This window comes from Pseudescherichia sp. L3, from assembly GCF_024656065.1.
Classification (GTDB): domain Bacteria; phylum Pseudomonadota; class Gammaproteobacteria; order Enterobacterales; family Enterobacteriaceae; genus Pseudescherichia.
Genome location: NZ_JANKYC010000002.1, coordinates 401,808 through 419,156, shown reverse-complemented (window position 1 = coordinate 419,156; position 17,349 = coordinate 401,808). Strand labels below are relative to the sequence as shown.

Genomic DNA, 17,349 nt, shown 5'->3' with positions numbered 1-17,349 from the left:
ATCAACTTCATAACTCATCTACTTCACAAATAAGCGACTACATTATAAAGAGCTACTGTAAGGCAGAATATTCGAACGCAGCATCTGCTGAGTGCCCAGCCCGTAGTTCGAGCTCAGACCACGCAGCTCGATGTTAAAGCCGACGACGTTGTCGTAGATGCTTTGGTTGTTCTGGTCTTCCCACCCGTTAAGCTTACGTTCGTAACCGAAGCGGATAGCGTAGCAGCAAGAGTTGTACTGCAAACCAAGCATCTGGTCCGCAGGTTTGTTCTGCTTGGTGTCGTAATAGTAGGCACCCACAATCGACCAGCGATCTGCGATTGGCCAGCTTGCAACACCGCCCACCTGCGAGATGCCGTCCTTGCTCTGATCGGCATACGCGTAGTTAGGCAATGTGGCCTGGATATATTCCGCACTGGCGTAGCGGTAGCTCAACTGCACCATTCTGTCCGCATCACGGCGGTACTCCAGCGTGCCATTACCGTTTGCTACGCTATCAAGGCGGTTATCGTACTGAACACCGCCGCGCAGGCCCCAGCGCTCGCTCATGCGCCAATAGGTATCGCCTGCCCATACAACTGAACCTGTTTGGTCGTTATTTTCCCAGGTCATGTTTTTATCACCGGTGTGAGACTCGGTGAAGTAGTAGATTTGACCCACGGAAATGTTAAAACGTTCAACCGATTGTTGATCATAAACGCGTGACGTGATCCCGGTTGTGACCTGGTTCGCTGATGCGATGCGGTCGAGGCCGCCGTAGGTTCTGTCACGGAACAGGCCGCCGTAATCAAACTGTAACAGGGATGAGTCGTAGTTATTGATATGGCTCTGGTCGCGGTAGGGAACGTAGAGATACTGCGCACGCGGTTCCAGCGTCTGGCTGTAACCTTCCATCCAGTTCATATCACGCTCAAATACCAGTTTACCGTCAACCTTAAACTGGGGCATCACACGGCTCACCGACTCTTTATAGTCGGTGTTGCTCACCTGGTTAAAGTAGTCGAGCTTTTTCTGCTGGTAGTGAGTCGCCAGCAGTTTTGCTTCAGTATTGATGCTGCCCCATTGGTTAGAGAGCGGCAGATCGATTGTCGGCTCCAGATGTAAGCGCGTTGCTTCCGGCAGATCCGAGTTGGTATTAACAAAGTGAACCGCCTGGGCATAAACGTGGGTATCAAACGGCCCAACGTCGTTGTGATAGTAGTTCACATCCAGCTGCGGTTCTGCAGCATAAGAGTTACTGTTTCGCGTATCAAATACCTGGAACTGCTTGGTGGTCACCGTGGCATCAAAGTTTTCCAGCGCGTAGCCAACGCTAAATTTCTGCGTGGCGTAACCGTCGGTGCTGGAGCCGTAGGTCGACGTAAAATCGTTAAAATAGTGCGGATCGCTGACCTTGGTATAGTCGACGTTGAAGCGCCATACCTGATCCATCACCCCACCATGCTGCCAGTAGAAGAGCCAGCGGTGCTTATCGGTTTCGGTTGGATAATCGTTTTGATAAACATCATCCGACGGCAAATAGTCGAACTCCATCAGGCCTGCGCCTGCCTGGGTCAGGTAGCGGAATTCGTTCTGCCACTGAATGCTGCCCCGTTTGTCCATATAGTGCGGCGTAATGGTGGCATCGAAGTTCGGCGCAATGTTCCAGTAGTACGGCAGCGTAAACTCAAAGTAGTTCTTGGAGCTGTATCTGGCGTTCGGGATCAGGAAGCCTGAGCGGCGCTTGTCGCCAATCGGCAGCTGCAGATAGGGGCTGTAGAACACCGGTACCGGACCCAGCTTAAAGCGTGCGTTCCAGATCTCGGCGACCTGCTCCTCGCGATCCTGAATCACTTCGCTACCCACCACGCTCCAGGTGTTTGACCCCGGCAGACAGGAGGTAAAGGTCCCGTTATCCAGAATGGTATAGCGGTTCTCACCGCGCTGCTTCATCAGGTCAGCGGTGCCGCGGCCCTGGCGTCCGACCAGTTGGTAGTCGCCGTTCCAGACGTTGGTGTCTTTGGTATTCAGGTTAGCCCAGGCTTTTGGCCCTTTCAGGATCACCTGGTTATCATCATAGTGCACGTTGCCCAGCGCATCGACGGTACGGACCGGCGCGGTCTGGCCCTCCGGCTGCTGCTGGTGAAGCTGCATCTCGTCCGCCTGCAGACGGCTATTACCCTGTTGAACATCGACGTTGCCGGTAAATACGGCATCTTCAGGATAGTCACCCTTCGCGTTATCGGCGTTAATGGTGACGGGCAGCTTATTCGTTTCGCCCTCTACCAGAGGACGGTTATAGCTCGGGACGCCCAGCAGACATTGCGAGGCGAGATCGGCCGCCAGCCCCTGCTGACTGTACAGGGCTGAGCCAATCATTGTGGCCAGAAGGGTGGGAATACGTTTTTTCATACGTTGTATTTGTTGTTCCGTCATCAGTGGCTTTTCAGCTTGCAAGCGCTCAGAGACTAACTTACTCACCTGCACAGCGCTAGTGTTAATCCTGCCCGCTTTCGAGCCTGGTAGAGAAGGCTGTGCCTGTGCACGGCATAGAATGACGGGTATGATAATGCAAATCTTAGCCGACGGCATGACCATTTGGGGAGTATATGCAGTATTGGGGAAAAGTGATTGGCGTCGCCATCGCATTAATGATGGGCGGCGGTTTCTGGGGCGTGGTCCTCGGCTTACTCATTGGGCACATGTTTGACAAGGCGCGCGGCCGTAAAATGGCGTTTTTTGCCAACCAGCGCGAGCGTCAGACGCTCTTTTTCGCCACCACCTTTGAGGTGATGGGGCATCTAACCAAATCCAAGGGGCGCGTTACCGAGGCGGATATTCAGGTGGCAAGCCTGTTTATGGACCGGCTCAACCTGCACGGCGATTCACGTGCCTTAGCCCAGCAGGCGTTTCGCGTCGGCAAAACCGATAACTATCCGCTGCGGGAAAAGATGCGTCAGTTCCGCAGCGTCTGTTTTGGCCGCTTTGATCTGATTAGGATGTTTCTGGAAATTCAGATCCAGGCGGCGTTCGCTGACGGTTCGCTGCATCCAAATGAGCGTGCGGTGCTGTACGTCATTGCCGAGGAGCTGGGGATCTCCCGCGTCCAGTTCGACCAGTTCCTGCGCATGATGCAGGGTGGGGCGCAGTTTGGCGGCGGCTTTAACGGACAGCAGCAGTCAAACGGCGGCTGGCAGCAGGCTCAACGCGGGCCGACCCTCGAGGATGCCTGCAACGTGCTGGGCGTGAAGCCCACCGATGACGCTACCACCATCAAGCGTGCCTACCGCAAGCTGATGAGCGAGCACCATCCGGATAAGCTGGTGGCAAAAGGGTTACCGCCGGAGATGATGGAAGTTGCGAAGCAGAAAGCGCAGGATATTCAGAAAGCGTACGAGCTGATCAAAGAGCAGAAGGGTTTTAAGTAACCCGGCTCGCCGGTGAGCTCGTGCTGATGTCAGTACGAGCTCACACAGGCTATTCAGCGAGAAACAGCTCCAGCAGCGAGTTCAAAAACAGCTTGCCGTGCTCTGTTATCTGCCACGCCTCAGCGGACTCGGTTACGTAGTTGAGCGCCAGGGCACGTTCGATCTGCGGGCGGATCGCAGACTCATCCAGCCCGGTATAGCGGGTAAACTCCGCCCGTGGCGCAGCCTCCAGCAGACGGAAGCGGTTCATAAAGAACTCAAACGGCTTGTCAGCGGTCTCGACCTCATGCTGCCGGTCGCGATAGGTTCCCTGCATATAACCCCGCGGATGGCGCGTTTTGGCGGTGCGCAGGATCCGCCCATCCGGGAAGGTCACCTTGCCGTGTGCGCCGCAGCCAATACCGAGATAGTCCCCGAAGCGCCAGTAGTTCAGGTTATGCTGACACTGGTAGCCCGGCTTCGCATAGGCCGAGGTCTCATACTGCTGATAGCCTGCCGCCGTCAGCAGCTGGTGTCCTTGCTCGAAGATCTCCCACAGCGAGTCGTCATCCGGCAGCACCGGCGGCCGGGAGCCAAACAGCGTGCCCGGCTCAATGGTCAGCTGATACCAGGAGAGATGCGGCGGGTTCAGATCGATAGCCTGACGCAGATCGTCCAGCGCCTCTTCCAGCGTCTGATCCGGCAGGCCGTGCATCAGATCGAGGTTAAAACTGCGCAGCCCCAGACCCGTTGCCAGCCGGGCAGCGCGCTTCGCCTCCTCCGGACCGTGGATACGCCCCAGCCGCGTCAGCTTGGCTTCGCTAAAGCTCTGCACACCAATGGAGATGCGGTTAACGCCCGCCCGCTGGTAGTCGACAAAGCGGTCGGCCTCCACTGTACCGGGGTTGGCCTCCATGGTGATCTCGGCGTCAGCGGCCAGATTGAGACGCGCCCGCACGCCGTCGAGCAGGGTTTGCATTGCCGGGCCTGAGAGCAGGCTCGGCGTCCCGCCGCCGATAAAGATCGTCTTCACCTCACGCCCCTGCGCCCAGGGCGCATCAGCGTCAAGATCGCTCAGCAGATGCTGAACGTAGTCATCATGGGGAACTTCGCCCTTTAGCGCGTGCGAGTTGAAGTCGCAGTAGGGACACTTCTGCACGCACCAGGGGATATGGATGTAAAGGCTCAGAGGTGGCAAATCAGCCATTACGCAGGGCTTCCAGTAATAGTTTCAGCGCCTGTCCCCGGTGAGAGACGGCGCGCTTCTCGTCAGCGCTCAGCTCGGCAGCGGTTTTACCTGCCTCTGGCACAACGAAGATAGGATCGTAGCCAAAGCCGCCGCTGCCCGCAGGCGCACGGGCGATGGTGCCCTGCCAGCTGCCGTGGCACACCAGCGGGGTCGGATCGTCGGCGTGGCGCATATAGACCAGCACACAGTGAAACTGGGCCTGGCGCTCACCGTCCGGCACGTCCTGCAGCTCGACCAGCAGCTTCTCCAGATTCTGCTGGTCGGTTGCATCTACGCCAGCAAAGCGCGCGGAGTAGATCCCCGGTGCGCCACCGAGGGCGTCAACCGCCAGCCCGGAGTCGTCGGCAATCGCCGGCAGGCCGGTAACCTGCGCAGCATGGCGCGCTTTAATAATGGCGTTCTCGATAAAGGTCAGGCCGGTTTCGTCGGCGGACTCCACGCCCAGCTCGGTTTGCGCCACCACGTCGAGACCAAAATCGTTGAGCAACGAGGCCAGCTCGCGCACTTTACCGGCGTTGCCGGTGGCAAGAACAACTTTTTGCATAGTTACATCCTGATTCGTGTAAACCGCGACCGCTGGCGCTTACAGCGCCATCCACAGCCCCGGCAGCAGCATATTTCCGGTGCCCTGCAGCAGCTCGGCAATGCCCATGTTGATGACATAGAGCAGCAGCACCAGGATCATCGGCGAGAAGTCGATCCCGCCCATGGACGGCAGCAGTCGGCGGATAGGGCGCAGCAGCGGCTCGGCGAGCTGCATCAGCACAAACTCAACCGGGCTGCGGCCCTGGCTGACCCAGCTCATGATGGCCATCAGCAACAGCACCCAGAAGATCAGCTGGCCGATGGTTTTCAGCAGGATCAGTACGGCAGCAATCCAGATAATCGGCTGGAAGGTCACCACCATAAACAGCACGATAGCCTTAAGCACGCACAGCACAAACGTCAGCAGCAGCGAGGCGCTGTCGAGGGGACCCATCGCCGGGATAATACGGCGCAGCGGCCCCACCACCGGCTGGGTGATCTTCACGATAAACTGTGAGAACGGGTTATAAAAATCTACGCGGGCCCACTGCATCCAGACCCGTAACAGCAGCACCATCGTATAAAGCTCAATTACCGTTGAGAGCAGGAAAGTCAACGTCTTCATGGCGTTCCTCAGTTTTCCTTAATTTTTTGTATAGTCACGGGCACCAAATATGGCGGTGCCGATGCGTACCAGGGTGCTGCCCGCCGCGATGGCGGCTTCCATATCGTCGCTCATCCCCAGAGAGAGCGTATCTACCGTTGGGTAGCGCAATTTAAGCGCGTCAAATGCTACAGCCATTTGCTGTGCCACCGCAAACTGCCTTTCATAATTTGACACAGGGGCGGGGATTGCCATCAGCCCGCGCAGGCAGACGCCCGGCAGTTCAGCGACCTGGGCGGCGAGGGCATCCAGCTCGGCAAGGGGAATGCCGGACTTGCTCTCTTCATCGCTAATATTGATTTGAATCAGGATGTTAAGCGGCGGCATTCCTGCGGGGCGCTGGTCGCTCAGACGGCTGGCGATGCGCAGGCGATCGACGGTATGGCACCAGTCAAAATGCTCTGCCACCAGGCGGCTTTTGTTGGACTGCAAGGGGCCAATAAAGTGCCATTGCAGTCCCGTTACGCCCTGCTCCTGGAAGTGGCGAATTTTATCCACCCCCTCCTGAACATAGTTTTCACCAAACGCGCGTTGTCCGGCGTCGATAGCCTCTGCGACTGCGCTCGCAGGTTTGGTTTTGCTGACTGCAAGCAGAGCAACATCTTCTGAAGCACGGCCGCAGCGCAGCGCAGCGGCTGAGATTTTGTCCCGGACCTGTGCCAGGTTATGCGCGATATCGTTCATCTTTTCCGGAGGCTTAATCATGGATATGGAAGACATAGTGGCCCTTAGTGTAAAGCATAACGTTTCGGATCTACACCTGTGCAGCGCCTGGCCGCCGCGCTGGCGCAGGCAGGGTAAGCTTGAAGATGCCCCGTTTCCGCCGCCGGATATCCAGGTGATCCTCCGCGACACCCTGACGGACGAGCAGCAGGGGGAGTGGTGGGCCAACCGGCAGGTAGACTTTGCCCTTGCGCTGGCGAGCCAGCAGCGGCTGCGGGCCAGCGCCTTTATGCACCATCACGGTATTTCCCTGGCGCTACGCCTGCTGCCCACTACGTGTCCGAAGCTCTATGCTTTGGATACGCCGCCGGCGCTGGAGCAGATCCTGGCCTGCGACAGCGGGCTGGTGCTGGTCACCGGCGCAACCGGCAGCGGTAAATCCACGACCCTTGCGGCGATGGTCGACTATCTCAACCACCGCCTGGCAGGGCACATTCTCACCCTGGAGGATCCGGTGGAGTTTGTTCATCAGGGGGCGCAGTGCCTGATCGAGCAGCGGGAGATAGGCCAGCACTGCCCGTCGTTTGCCGACGGCCTGCGCGCCGCGCTGCGTGAAGATCCGGACGTCATTTTAATCGGCGAGCTGCGGGACAGCGAGACCATTCGTCTGGCGCTGACCGCTGCCGAGACCGGGCATCTGGTGTTGGCTACGTTGCACACTCGGGGGGCGGCCCAGGCGGTAGAGCGGCTGATCGATACTTTCCCGGCGGAGGAGAAAGCTTGGGTGCGTAGCCAGCTGGCGGGCAGCCTGCAGGCGGTGCTGGCGCAAAAGCTGGAGGCCGATAAGCAGGGCGGACGCGTGGCGCTGTTTGAGCTGCTGGTCAACACCCCGGCGGTGGCGAACCTGATCCGCGATGGCAAAACCCACCAGCTTCCGGGCCTGATGCAGACCGGACAGCAGGCGGGGATGCAGACCTTCAGCCAGAGCCGCCAGCAGCGGGTCGCCGCCGGGCGGCTGGCAGAGAAGGGCTAAGATCAGACGTGCTGAGATCAGACGTGCTGTTCGAAGTAGCTTTCGAGAATGATCACCGCCGAGGCGGAGTCAACGCTGCCTTTGTTCAGCGCCCGGAAGCCGCCGTGGGCGAAGAGTCCTGAACGCGCCTCAACGGTGCTCAGGCGCTCGTCGTGCAGGGCAACGCGGACCCCGAAGCGGCCGTGGATCTTATTGGCAAAGTTGCGCGCCCTGGCGGTCAGGAGCTGTTCGCTGCCGTCCATGTTCAGCGGCAGACCGACCACCACCTCATCCGGCTGCCACTCTTTCAGCAGACGCTCGATCAGGTTCCAGTCCGGGGTGCCGTTTTGCGCCTTCAGCGCCGTCAGCGGACGGGCGGTGCCGGTGATGCGTTGGCCGATCGCCACGCCGATGCTTTTGGTGCCGAAATCAAAGGCTAACAGAGTCCCGCTCATCAGGCGTGTCCCGCCACGCCGGGCATGGTGGAGATATCAATGCCGATCAGCTTTGCCGCATCGCGCCAGCGGTCGGCGATAGGCGTTTTGAACAGGATATTCTGGTCTGCCGGAGCGGTGAGCCAGGCGTTGTCGAGGATCTCCTGCTCAAGTTGGCCTTTCTCCCACGAGGAGTAGCCGAGGGCCACCAGCACGTCGGCGGGCTGCTCGTCGGTGCCGAGCGTCTCCAGCACGTCCCGGGAGGTGGTGATCACCGTGTTATCCGAGATGCGAATACTTGAGGAGAATTTTGCCGGCGGCGTATGCAGGATAAAGCCGCGATCTTCTGCCAGCGGGCCGCCAAGCAGCACCGGCTTATCCAGACGGATCGCCGGATTACGCCCTTCGGGCTTGATTTTGAGCTTGTCCAGTACCCCTTCGACCTTCAGGTTCTCCAGCGGCTTATTGATGATGATCCCCATCGCGCCATCTTCGTTATATTCGCAGATATAGACCACGGCACGGCGGAAAAAGGGATCCTGGAGAGCAGGCATGGCAATCAGAAAGTGATGCTGTAAATTCATTGTCAGAGGTTCTGTTCCTGGTTCAAAAAGCAACAAGTACCCAGTATGCGGTGAAAGCCCCCGCTTTGCTATCCCTGCGGATCGCAAATCCGGGTCTTTCACCTGCAAACAGGCCGTTACGGGCGGGCTGAATTTAGTTGCCGAGACGCTTTTCAATCGCGTCCATCAGCATACCGGTAATGGAGACCGGGAACTCTGCTTCGATTTCACGAATGCAGGTCGGGCTGGTGACGTTAATCTCCGTCAGGCGATCGCCGATGATATCCAGACCTACAAAGATCAGCCCTTTGGCTTTCAGGGTAGGGGCAACGCGGCGGGCGATATCCCAGTCGCTGTCGGTTAATGGACGTGGTTCACCGCGTCCCCCGGCGGCCAGATTGCCACGGGTTTCGCCGCCCTGCGGAATACGCGCCAGGCAGTAGGGAACGGGTTCGCCGTCGACAACCAGCACGCGCTTGTCGCCGTCTTTGATCGCCGGCAGATAGTTCTGCGCCATGCAGTAGCGGGTGCCGTGCTCGGTCAGCGTTTCAGCGATCACGCCGAGGTTAGGATCGCCCTCTTTCACGCGGAAAATCGACGCGCCGCCCATGCCGTCCAGCGGTTTCAGAATGATGTCGCTGTGCTTCTGCCAGAACGCCTTAAGCTGCGCCTTGTTGCGGGTCACCAGCGTTTCCGGAGTCAGCTCCGGGAACCAGGCGGTGAACAGCTTCTCGTTGCAGTCGCGCAGGCTCTGAGGCTTGTTGACGATCAGCGTGCCTTTCTCTTCCGCGCGCTCCAGAATATAGGTGGCGTAGACAAATTCGGTATCAAACGGCGGATCCTTACGCATCAGCACGACGTCAAGATCGGCCAGCTCGATATCCTGCTCGCCGTTGAACGTATACCACTGGTCATAGTTCTGCTCTACGCTCAGGGTGCGCGTGCGAGCCCGGGCCTGGCCGTTGATCAGATAGAGATCCGCCATCTCCATATAGTGCAGCTCATAGCCACGACGCTGGGCTTCCAGCAGCATGGCAAAGCTGGAGTCTTTTTTGATGTTAATGCCTGCGATGGGATCCATCACAATGCCGAGCTTAATCATTCGCTTTCTCCGTTTAAACCTGTAGCCAGTCTTACCCCAAATCACCGAAACGCACCTGAAGTGCGGTAATGGCGGTGAGCGCGGTGGTTTCAGTGCGCAAAACGCGTGGTCCTAACAGGATATCAGTAAACTGATAGTCTGCGGTCATGGCGATCTCGTTCGCCGTCAGGCCGCCTTCCGGGCCAATCAGCAGCCGCACGCGCTCAACCGGCAGCGGCAGCGTATTGATGCTGGCGCTGGCGCGCGGATGCAGATTCAGCTTTAGCCCCTCATCAGGCTCGGCGCACCAGGCTTCCAGATCCATAGCCGGACGTATCTCCGGGATCCGGTTGCGGCCACACTGCTCGCAGGCAGCAATAGCAATTTTCTGCCACTGCTGGATCTTCTTGTTCAGGCGTTCAGGATCCAGTTTAACCCCGCAGCGCTCAGAAAAAAGTGGCGTAATGAGGCTTACACCCAGTTCGATCGATTTCTGGATGGTGAATTCCATCTTTTCGCCCCGGGACATCACCTGGCCGAGATGAATATGCAGCGGCGACTCGCGATCGTCGGTTTCACCGGCGATGAGGCTCACCACCACGCTTTTCTTATCGGCGCGCACGATCTCCGCCTCAAAAAGCTGGTTGCTGCCGTCAAAGAGCTGCAGAGGCTGGCCTGCGCCCATGCGCAGCACGCGACCGACGTGATTGGCCGCATCGTCGCTTAGCGCAACCTGCTGGCCAACGGTGAGGAGTTCAGGGTGATAAATGCGGGGTTTACGCATGAAAACATCGTCCGGGATAGAGCGTGCGGCAAGGCTGCCGCACGGTTAACAAGATGCCGCTAGTGTAGGTTAGCTCTTTCACCCCTGACAAGCGCGCTGCACGTAGGGATTCGCATTACCCTGCACCTTGTTGATTCGCCTGTCGCGCTCGCACTCCCAGGGCGTGACGGGATAGATCTTGTTCCAGGCCTCAAACAGCTGCGTTTGCTGGCGGGAGAGCGACAGCGAATAGCGATCGCGCATATAGAAGTAGATGCGGGCGATGGCCCCGCGAGCGCGAGCAGGCGGTTCAGCCAGCTTCTCTTTGAAGTCGACCTTCATGTCGCACTGGCCGTACTGTCCCTCGCCGCCGTTCCACTGGCTGTACATAAAGTTGCCGCGATCGCCGTTGACCTCGCCGACGGCGGGCTGCAGGTTATGCATGTCGCTCTCCATCTGGCGATAGACCGGATCTTTCGCACAGTTTTTACGTCCGCCGTCCTGCCAGCACTGGCGCTGGTGGCCGAACTGCCAGGCGGGCACGACGTGCTCCCACTCAATACGGCTGGCGCGGTTGGCATTTTTACGCACCTTATAGCCGCAGGAGGCGAGATCGACCACGCCTTTCTTGCCTTGCCAGATAATGGTGCAGCCGCAGTAGAAGTCCCCCGGCGCGTCGGCGTTGATTTTTACGCCTGCCGCCTTGGCTTGGGCGAAACTGTGAATACCCTCAGCCAGCGCAGAGTGGGAGAGGCTCGCTGCCAGCAGGGTAAGGGTGAGAAGATAGGGGCGGGACATGACAAACTCCATTACAAAAGATCGTCGCACCCTAGCGAATGCGGTTCTCAGATGCAATCAGTCAGTTCACAAAAGCGTTTGCTTGTTCAGGCTGAGGCCGGTTCGGCAACCAGCGGCTCGCCGCAGTGGACGCAGCGGTAGACCGCTTCACCGCGCAGGATGCGGTTGTGGCGGCGCACGGTCAGCTGATGCTGCTGGCAGGCGCAGCGGTAGGGCCACGTATTACGCTGTACCGAGGCCAGCTCAAACTGATGGGTGCGGCGGGCGGGGACGCCGAGCACGCTCTCCATCATCCACTTCCACTCTTTGCCGTGTGGCGCAACGCGGCCAAAATGCTTCCACACCAGCAGGTGTGCCAGCTCGTGCGGGACAACTTCGTCAATAAACGCCTGCTGGTTCTCCAGCAGCAGCACCGGATTCAGGCGAATTTCATAGCTGGCAAGCCAGGCCGTACCCGCCGCCGCGCCGCGCTGCTGATAGACCAGTGTAGGTTCCGGATAGTGACGTTCAAGGTAGCGGTTGGCCTGGGCAAGCTTGTCCCGCAGGCTGCGCATAACAGCCTGCTGGAGGGCGATGGGGATGCGGGGTGTTTTCATAACGTCAGAGGATAATCGCTAAAAAAAGCGGCTGCAACAGCACCCGCTGCTCAGACAGGAAAACGCAGGGAGAAGATATGCTCTCCATCGGCAAAGCGGTAGTCTGCTGAGCCTCCGTGCAACTCCATAATCGCTTTCACCATGGATAACCCCAACCCATAGCCGGAGGAGTGCCGGGCGTTATCGCCTCGCCAGAAGCGGTTAAATAGCTTGTCGGGCGCCTCCAGCTCGGCGCCTGGATTAATCACTTCAACAACTGTTTCGCCGTTTTTCATCCACGTATTTATGTGGATCAGCGCATTTTCCGGGGAGTACCTTACCGCATTGCTGAGCAGGTTTAACAGTACGCGCTGGAGCAGGATCCGATCGGCCTGAAGCGTGCCCTCGCATGCGGTGACGAAAGTGATATTTTTTTCGTCGGCCTCATACTCCAGGAAATCGATCAGATTACCTATCGCCTCAGCAGGCGAAACCGCCTCTTTTTTGAGCAGGATATTATTATGCTCGGCGCGGGCGAGGAAAAGAATATTTTCAGTTAAGCGGGAAAGCCCCTCCAGCTCTTCAATATTATTCGCCAGCGCCTGCTGGTATTCATCTATGGTGCGCTCTTTGTTCAGGACGACCTGGTTATGGCCAAGCAGAATATTGACCGGCGTACGTAATTCATGGGCCAGATCGTCAGCAAACTGATTGAGCCGGGTAAAATCATCATCCAGCTTCTGACGCATAATATTTAACGCGCTACCCAAGGGTTTCAGTTCAATGGGCAGGGTTTTTTCATCCAGAGGCTGGCTAAGTCCGCGACTGTCTATATTCGCCGTTAACCGGCTCAGCGCGTGAATAGCTTTCAGACCGTTCCTGATCAAGAGCGGGCTTAATGCCGAGCAGAGCAGAATAGCGATGATGCAAATCATGATGCTGTTATCGCGATACTGTTCAAGCATATATTGGCGCTCTGACGCGAGCCTGGCGACGGTAATGGTCACGGGCTGATCATAGCTGAGCGCGGCGATCCGCACCGCTGAAAGCTGCGTGCCGGCGATATCACGCCTGGCGATCGTCGCTAAATCAGGCTTGTTCAGCGAGGGTAGGGCGTCCAGCAGGGACGGATCCACGCCCGTATGATTGACGGAAATACTCCGCGCGTCGGGGGAGTGGATGAGCAGAATATCCTGACGGGTATCCATCATCCGATTAAAATAGAGCGGTAGATTTTCTGCTTTAGCACCATCCAATAACAGCTGCCTGATCTGCTCGGCGCGGTTAACCAGCGTGATATCATCCCGCCACGTTAATTCGTGGCTTAACGCCCGATATAACGTCCAGCTTACGCCGGTGCAGGCTAACGCCATCACCAGCACAAATGACAACGTCAGGCGTAACGTCATTGATAACTCAGGTTTCACTGTTTTCATCTGCCCCGAATCTATAGCCCATGCCTCTGACGGTGCTGATCAATTTAGTCGCAAAAGGATCGTCAACTTTTGCTCGCAGGCGGCGAATCGCGACATCAACCGTGTTGGTTTCACTGTCAAAATTAATTCCCCATACCTCGCTGGCAATCACCGCGCGGGGAATAATTTCGCCGGCTCTGGAGACCAGTAGCCATAGCAGGAGAAACTCCTTGCGGGTCAGGACAATCGTTTTTCCATCACGGGAGACGCTTTGCTTAACGGAGTCCATCTCCAGCCCGTTTGATTTCAAATGCGTATGGGCAACGGGATTATTTCGCAGCTGGGCACGCACCCTGGCTAACAGCTCAGCAAAGGAGAAGGGTTTAACCAGATAATCATTGGCTCCCAACTCCAGCCCTTTGACTCTGTCCTCGACCGCATCCCGCGCGGTAAGGCAAATAACCGGGGTTTGATGCGCCGTTCTTATCGCTTTAAGAACCTGCCAGCCATCCAGGCCCGGCAGCATAATATCCAGAATAATCAGCGAATAGGGCTCATGCAGCGCGAGGCGTAACCCATCTCTGCCGTCGCTTACCGTATCCACGACATAGCCCGCCTCGGTCAGTCCCTGACTGACCCAGTCGCTGGTTTTTTGATTATCTTCAATAAGTAGAATCTTCATGGATTCACTATGTCATAAGCGGCCGTCAGCGGGTAAAAATATCATCAAAGATGACGGAAATGTAATCCTGGTGTCAGGTTAACCGCGCGCGGGTCATATACATTTCAGGTACCTACTTGAACTGGAGCAACACATGAAAAAGTATATCCTGAGCGCAGCGCTGCTCGCTGTTATTTCCGCATCCCCTCTTGCAATGGCAGCGGCCAGCAATATTCTGAGCGTGCACATTCTCGATGAGCAAAGCGGTAAACCTGCCTCTAACGTTGAGGTGGTACTGGAGCAGAAAAACAGCGACGGGTGGCAAAAGCTTAATAGCGGCTATACCGACAAAGATGGTCGAATTAAAGCGCTGTGGCCGGAGCAGGAAGCGAAACCGGGTGATTACCGCGTGACGTTTAAAACCAAGCCCTGGTTTGACAGCAAAAAGCAGGAGAGTTTTTTCCCGGAGATCCCGGTTGAATTCCACATCAGCAAAACAGATGAGCACTACCACGTTCCGTTGCTGTTAAGCCCGTATGGCTACTCAACGTATCGGGGAAGTTAATAACGGCGGGTGAGGTAAAAAAGCTTCCTCTCAGGCGAGAGGAAGCTCATCAGGTTAGTTGCTTGCGCCAATCTCGCGCAGCTTACGTCCTTTCATCAAGTTACGCTCGATGTGTTCCAGCGAGACGTGCTTGGTTTCAGGTACCAGCCACAGGGTCAGGATAATGAACAGTACGTTCAGTCCACCGTAGACCCAGAAGGTGTTGGCGTTGCCCAGCGAATTAAGCATGGTCAGGAAGGTCGCGCCGACGATCATGTTGGCAATCCAGTTGGTCGCGGTAGAGCAGGTGATACCGAAATCACGCCCTTTCAGCGGCTGGATCTCAGAGCACAGTACCCAGATCAGCGGACCGGCGCTCATGGCGAAACCAATGATAAACATCAGCAGCATCGCGACGGCAAAGTACTGTGCCGTAGGCGAGTGAATACCGATGTGCATCATGGTGCCCAGAATACCCATACCGGCAGCCATCACCAGGAAGCCCAGCACCAGCGTCGGCTTACGGCCCCAGCGGTCCACCAGTCCGATAGCGATAAAGGTCGCCAGCACGTTGGTCAGGCCAACGATAACCGTCCCCCACATCTGCTCGGTGGTATTGGTGTAACCCGCCAGCTCAAAGATCTTCGGCGCGTAATACATGATGACGTTCATCCCGGTGAACTGCTGCATCACCTGCAACAGCACGCCAAGGAATACTGCGCGGCGGAAGTTGCTGTTCTCTTTAAACAGCGCCCAGCCGCTCTGTTTTACCTTTAAGCTTTCGCGGATCTCATCCAGCTCGTGCCTGGCTTCAGCGCTGGTATCACGCAGGCGCAGCAGCACGCGCTCGGCATCGTGGAAGCGGCGTTTGGCAGCAAACCAGCGCGGGCTGTCCGGCAGGAAGAAGACGCCAATCAGCAGCAGAATGGCCGGAATAATGATCACGCCGAGCATCCAGCGCCATGCGCCGCTGTAGCTAAAGGCGGTATCAGAGAGGTAGGCACCCAGGATACCGATGGTGATCATCAGCTGGTACATCGAAATCATACTGCCGCGGATCTTCTCCGGGGCGATTTCAGAGAGATAGAGCGGAGCAGTGTAGGAAGCCACGCCGACCGCCAGACCCAGCAGTACGCGGGAGAGGATCAGCACTTCAACGTTGGGTGCAGCCGCTGAGAAGAGCGAGCCGAGCACAAAGAGGATCGCGCCAATCATCAGGCTCTTTTTACGGCCCAGCTTGAAGGAGAGCCAGCCGCTACCGACGGCACCGACAGCGGCACCAAACATCATGGAGCTCACTACCCACTCTTGCATATGTGAACTAATTTGGAACTCGTCAGCGATAAAGGGCAGCGCGCCCGCAATAACGCCGATATCAAGGCCGAAAAGCAGTCCAGCCAGCGCGGCGAGAAAACAGACAAAGAAGGTCATTGCCTTGTTTGAGCGCCCCGATTTTTTATTGTCAGGCATATCGCCCTCCAGTTGGGTTATCAATTTTAACGGTATAAAGGTTAGGTTAGAGCTGCGTAAAAAGATGTGAACTCAATCACACCAGTGTAATCGGTTACACTAGGCTCAAAGATTGTCACCAGAAAGTAACAAGACAAATCATAGAGTTAATGAATAGTAGCGTAATCTTGTGTAAAGGGAGTCAGACTATACCGAAATATAATGTAACAAACACGCTGCGAAGCGCATTTTGCCTGATATGGGCAAATGGACCCGTAATGAGTGCGTGTAATCGTTATCAACAGAGCGGTATAAAAAAGGCCAGCGCGAGGCTGGCCTGAGGGAGAGAGGGAGCGCGTCTGGCTTATTTCAGGCCAGCGGCCTCACGCAGTACGGCAGCTTTGTCGGTTTTTTCCCATGGGAAGTGTTCACGACCAAAGTGACCATAAGCGGCCGTCTCTTTGTAGATCGGGTGCAGCAGGTCCAGCATCTGGATCAGACCATACGGACGCAGATCGAAGAACTCGCGTACCAGCAGAGTCAGCTGCTCAGAGGCGATCTTCTCGGTGCCGAAGGTTTCCACCATGATAGAGGTCGGCTCGGCCACGCCGATGGCGTAGGAGACCTGAATTTCACAGCGGTCCGCCAGGCCAGCAGCAACGATGTTTTTCGCTACGTAGCGCGCCGCGTAGGCCGCAGAGCGGTCAACCTTCGACGGATCTTTACCAGAGAATGCACCGCCGCCGTGACGGGCCATGCCGCCGTAGGTATCCACGATGATTTTACGGCCGGTCAGGCCGCAGTCGCCCATCGGGCCGCCGATAACAAAGCGGCCGGTCGGGTTGATAAAGAATTTGGTTGAGGTGTTCAGCCACTCTGCCGGCAGGATCGGCTTAATGATCTCTTCCATCACGCCTTCCTGCAGCGATTTCTGGTCGATATCTTCAGCGTGCTGGGTAGAGAGCACCACCGCGTCGATGCCAACGATCTTGCCGTCATCGTACTGGAAGGTGACCTGGCTCTTCGCATCCGGGCGCAGCCACGGCAGGGTACCGTTTTTACGCACTTCAGCCTGGCGCTGCACCAGACGGTGCGCGTAGGTGATCGGCGCTGGCATCAGCACGTCGGTTTCGTTAGTGGCATAGCCAAACATCAGGCCCTGGTCGCCCGCACCCTGCTCCAGCGGATCGGCACGGTCAACGCCCTGGTTGATATCCGGAGACTGCTTACCGATAGCGCTCAGTACCGCACAGGAGTTCGCGTCAAAGCCCATATCCGAGTGGACATAGCCAATGTCACGCACGGTGTTGCGGGTGATCTCTTCGATATCAACCCATGCGCTGGTGGTGATCTCACCGCCGACTAAAACCATGCCGGTTTTAACGTAGGTTTCACACGCCACGCGTGCTTTTGGATCCTGTTCAAGAATTGCATCCAGAACCGCGTCGGAAATCTGGTCAGCAATTTTGTCGGGATGCCCTTCGGAAACGGACTCGGACGTAAAAAGGTGTTTTGCCATGTTCTCTTCACCCTGGGGGAAATTTTGTTAGCTCAGACGCCGTGCCTG

At 57.0% G+C, this 17,349-nt stretch carries 18 protein-coding genes; 3 read left to right on the top strand and 15 right to left on the bottom strand.

Translation table 11 applies throughout. From position 1 onward, the window contains the following. Positions 1–42: 42 nt before the first annotated feature. Complete coding sequence (gene lptD / locus NR795_RS13545) at positions 43–2,391, bottom strand: LPS assembly protein LptD (RefSeq protein WP_144816179.1); 2,349 nt, start codon at positions 2,389–2,391, stop codon at positions 43–45. A 197-nt stretch (positions 2,392–2,588) separates the two neighbouring features. Between lptD and djlA the strand changes: the two genes are divergently transcribed. After that, a complete protein-coding gene (djlA, locus tag NR795_RS13540) occupies positions 2,589–3,407 on the top strand; it encodes a co-chaperone DjlA (RefSeq protein ID WP_144816177.1) in 819 nt (272 codons plus the stop codon). Between the two features lie 49 nt (positions 3,408–3,456). Here the strand turns inward: djlA and hemW are convergent, their stop codons facing one another. From hemW to NR795_RS13520, 4 genes are read right to left on the bottom strand one after another with little or no spacing between them, the layout of a single operon-like run. Further along, the gene (hemW, locus tag NR795_RS13535; protein ID WP_144816175.1) at positions 3,457–4,593 is read right to left on the bottom strand and encodes a radical SAM family heme chaperone HemW; all 1,137 of its coding nucleotides are present in this window, start codon (positions 4,591–4,593) and stop codon (positions 3,457–3,459) included. After that, entirely contained in the window at positions 4,586–5,179 is a 594-nt protein-coding gene (locus tag NR795_RS13530; protein ID WP_144816173.1) for an XTP/dITP diphosphatase, read from the bottom strand. Before NR795_RS13530 ends, hemW begins: the two co-directional genes overlap by 8 nt. A 39-nt stretch (positions 5,180–5,218) precedes the next feature. Further along, positions 5,219–5,785, bottom strand: coding sequence for a YggT family protein (locus NR795_RS13525; protein ID WP_144816171.1), 567 nt, complete (start codon positions 5,783–5,785; stop codon positions 5,219–5,221). Between the two features lie 18 nt (positions 5,786–5,803). Then, the gene (locus tag NR795_RS13520; protein ID WP_144816169.1) at positions 5,804–6,508 is read right to left on the bottom strand and encodes a YggS family pyridoxal phosphate-dependent enzyme; all 705 of its coding nucleotides are present in this window, start codon (positions 6,506–6,508) and stop codon (positions 5,804–5,806) included. A 19-nt stretch (positions 6,509–6,527) separates the two neighbouring features. Here NR795_RS13520 and NR795_RS13515 point away from each other — a divergent pair, with 19 nt between their 5' ends. Next, positions 6,528–7,520 carry a type IV pilus twitching motility protein PilT gene (locus NR795_RS13515; RefSeq protein ID WP_257758509.1) on the top strand — a complete coding sequence of 331 codons (993 nt, stop codon included), beginning with the start codon at positions 6,528–6,530 and terminating at the stop codon, positions 7,518–7,520. Between the two features lie 17 nt (positions 7,521–7,537). Here NR795_RS13515 and ruvX read toward each other — a convergent pair whose 3' ends face one another. The 8 genes from ruvX to hprR form a co-directional block, all read right to left on the bottom strand. Further along, on the bottom strand, positions 7,538–7,954 hold the full coding sequence (ruvX, locus tag NR795_RS13510; protein WP_144816164.1) for a Holliday junction resolvase RuvX: 417 nt from the start codon (positions 7,952–7,954) through the stop codon (positions 7,538–7,540). Then, positions 7,954–8,517: a YqgE/AlgH family protein gene (locus NR795_RS13505; protein ID WP_144816162.1), complete on the bottom strand. Its 564-nt coding sequence runs from the start codon at positions 8,515–8,517 to the stop codon at positions 7,954–7,956. The genes ruvX and NR795_RS13505 overlap by 1 nt, the downstream gene beginning before the upstream one ends. A 133-nt stretch (positions 8,518–8,650) precedes the next feature. Beyond that, positions 8,651–9,598 carry a glutathione synthase gene (gene gshB / locus NR795_RS13500; protein WP_144816160.1) on the bottom strand — a complete coding sequence of 316 codons (948 nt, stop codon included), beginning with the start codon at positions 9,596–9,598 and terminating at the stop codon, positions 8,651–8,653. A 31-nt stretch (positions 9,599–9,629) separates the two neighbouring features. After that, complete coding sequence (gene rsmE / locus NR795_RS13495) at positions 9,630–10,361, bottom strand: 16S rRNA (uracil(1498)-N(3))-methyltransferase (protein WP_257758508.1); 732 nt, start codon at positions 10,359–10,361, stop codon at positions 9,630–9,632. Positions 10,362–10,439: 78 nt separating this feature from the next. Then, complete coding sequence (gene endA / locus NR795_RS13490; RefSeq protein WP_144816155.1) at positions 10,440–11,138, bottom strand: deoxyribonuclease I; 699 nt, start codon at positions 11,136–11,138, stop codon at positions 10,440–10,442. A gap of 86 nt (positions 11,139–11,224) precedes the next feature. Then, positions 11,225–11,734: a SprT family zinc-dependent metalloprotease gene (locus NR795_RS13485; RefSeq protein ID WP_238081503.1), complete on the bottom strand. Its 510-nt coding sequence runs from the start codon at positions 11,732–11,734 to the stop codon at positions 11,225–11,227. Between the two features lie 50 nt (positions 11,735–11,784). Continuing rightward, positions 11,785–13,122: a heavy metal sensor histidine kinase gene (locus NR795_RS13480; RefSeq protein ID WP_308219182.1), complete on the bottom strand. Its 1,338-nt coding sequence runs from the start codon at positions 13,120–13,122 to the stop codon at positions 11,785–11,787. Between the two features lie 7 nt (positions 13,123–13,129). Continuing rightward, positions 13,130–13,810, bottom strand: a complete 681-nt coding sequence (gene hprR / locus NR795_RS13475; protein ID WP_257758506.1) for a response regulator transcription factor HprR — start codon at positions 13,808–13,810, stop codon at positions 13,130–13,132. A gap of 133 nt (positions 13,811–13,943) precedes the next feature. Here hprR and hiuH point away from each other — a divergent pair, with 133 nt between their 5' ends. Beyond that, positions 13,944–14,354 (top strand): hydroxyisourate hydrolase, encoded by a 411-nt coding sequence (gene hiuH / locus NR795_RS13470; RefSeq protein WP_257758505.1) that lies wholly within the window; start codon positions 13,944–13,946, stop codon positions 14,352–14,354. Positions 14,355–14,408: 54 nt separating this feature from the next. Here hiuH and galP read toward each other — a convergent pair whose 3' ends face one another. Then, complete coding sequence (gene galP / locus NR795_RS13465; protein WP_144816147.1) at positions 14,409–15,803, bottom strand: galactose/proton symporter; 1,395 nt, start codon at positions 15,801–15,803, stop codon at positions 14,409–14,411. Positions 15,804–16,146: 343 nt separating this feature from the next. Further along, positions 16,147–17,301 carry a methionine adenosyltransferase gene (metK, locus tag NR795_RS13460; protein ID WP_144816145.1) on the bottom strand — a complete coding sequence of 385 codons (1,155 nt, stop codon included), beginning with the start codon at positions 17,299–17,301 and terminating at the stop codon, positions 16,147–16,149. Positions 17,302–17,349: the final 48 nt, after the last annotated feature.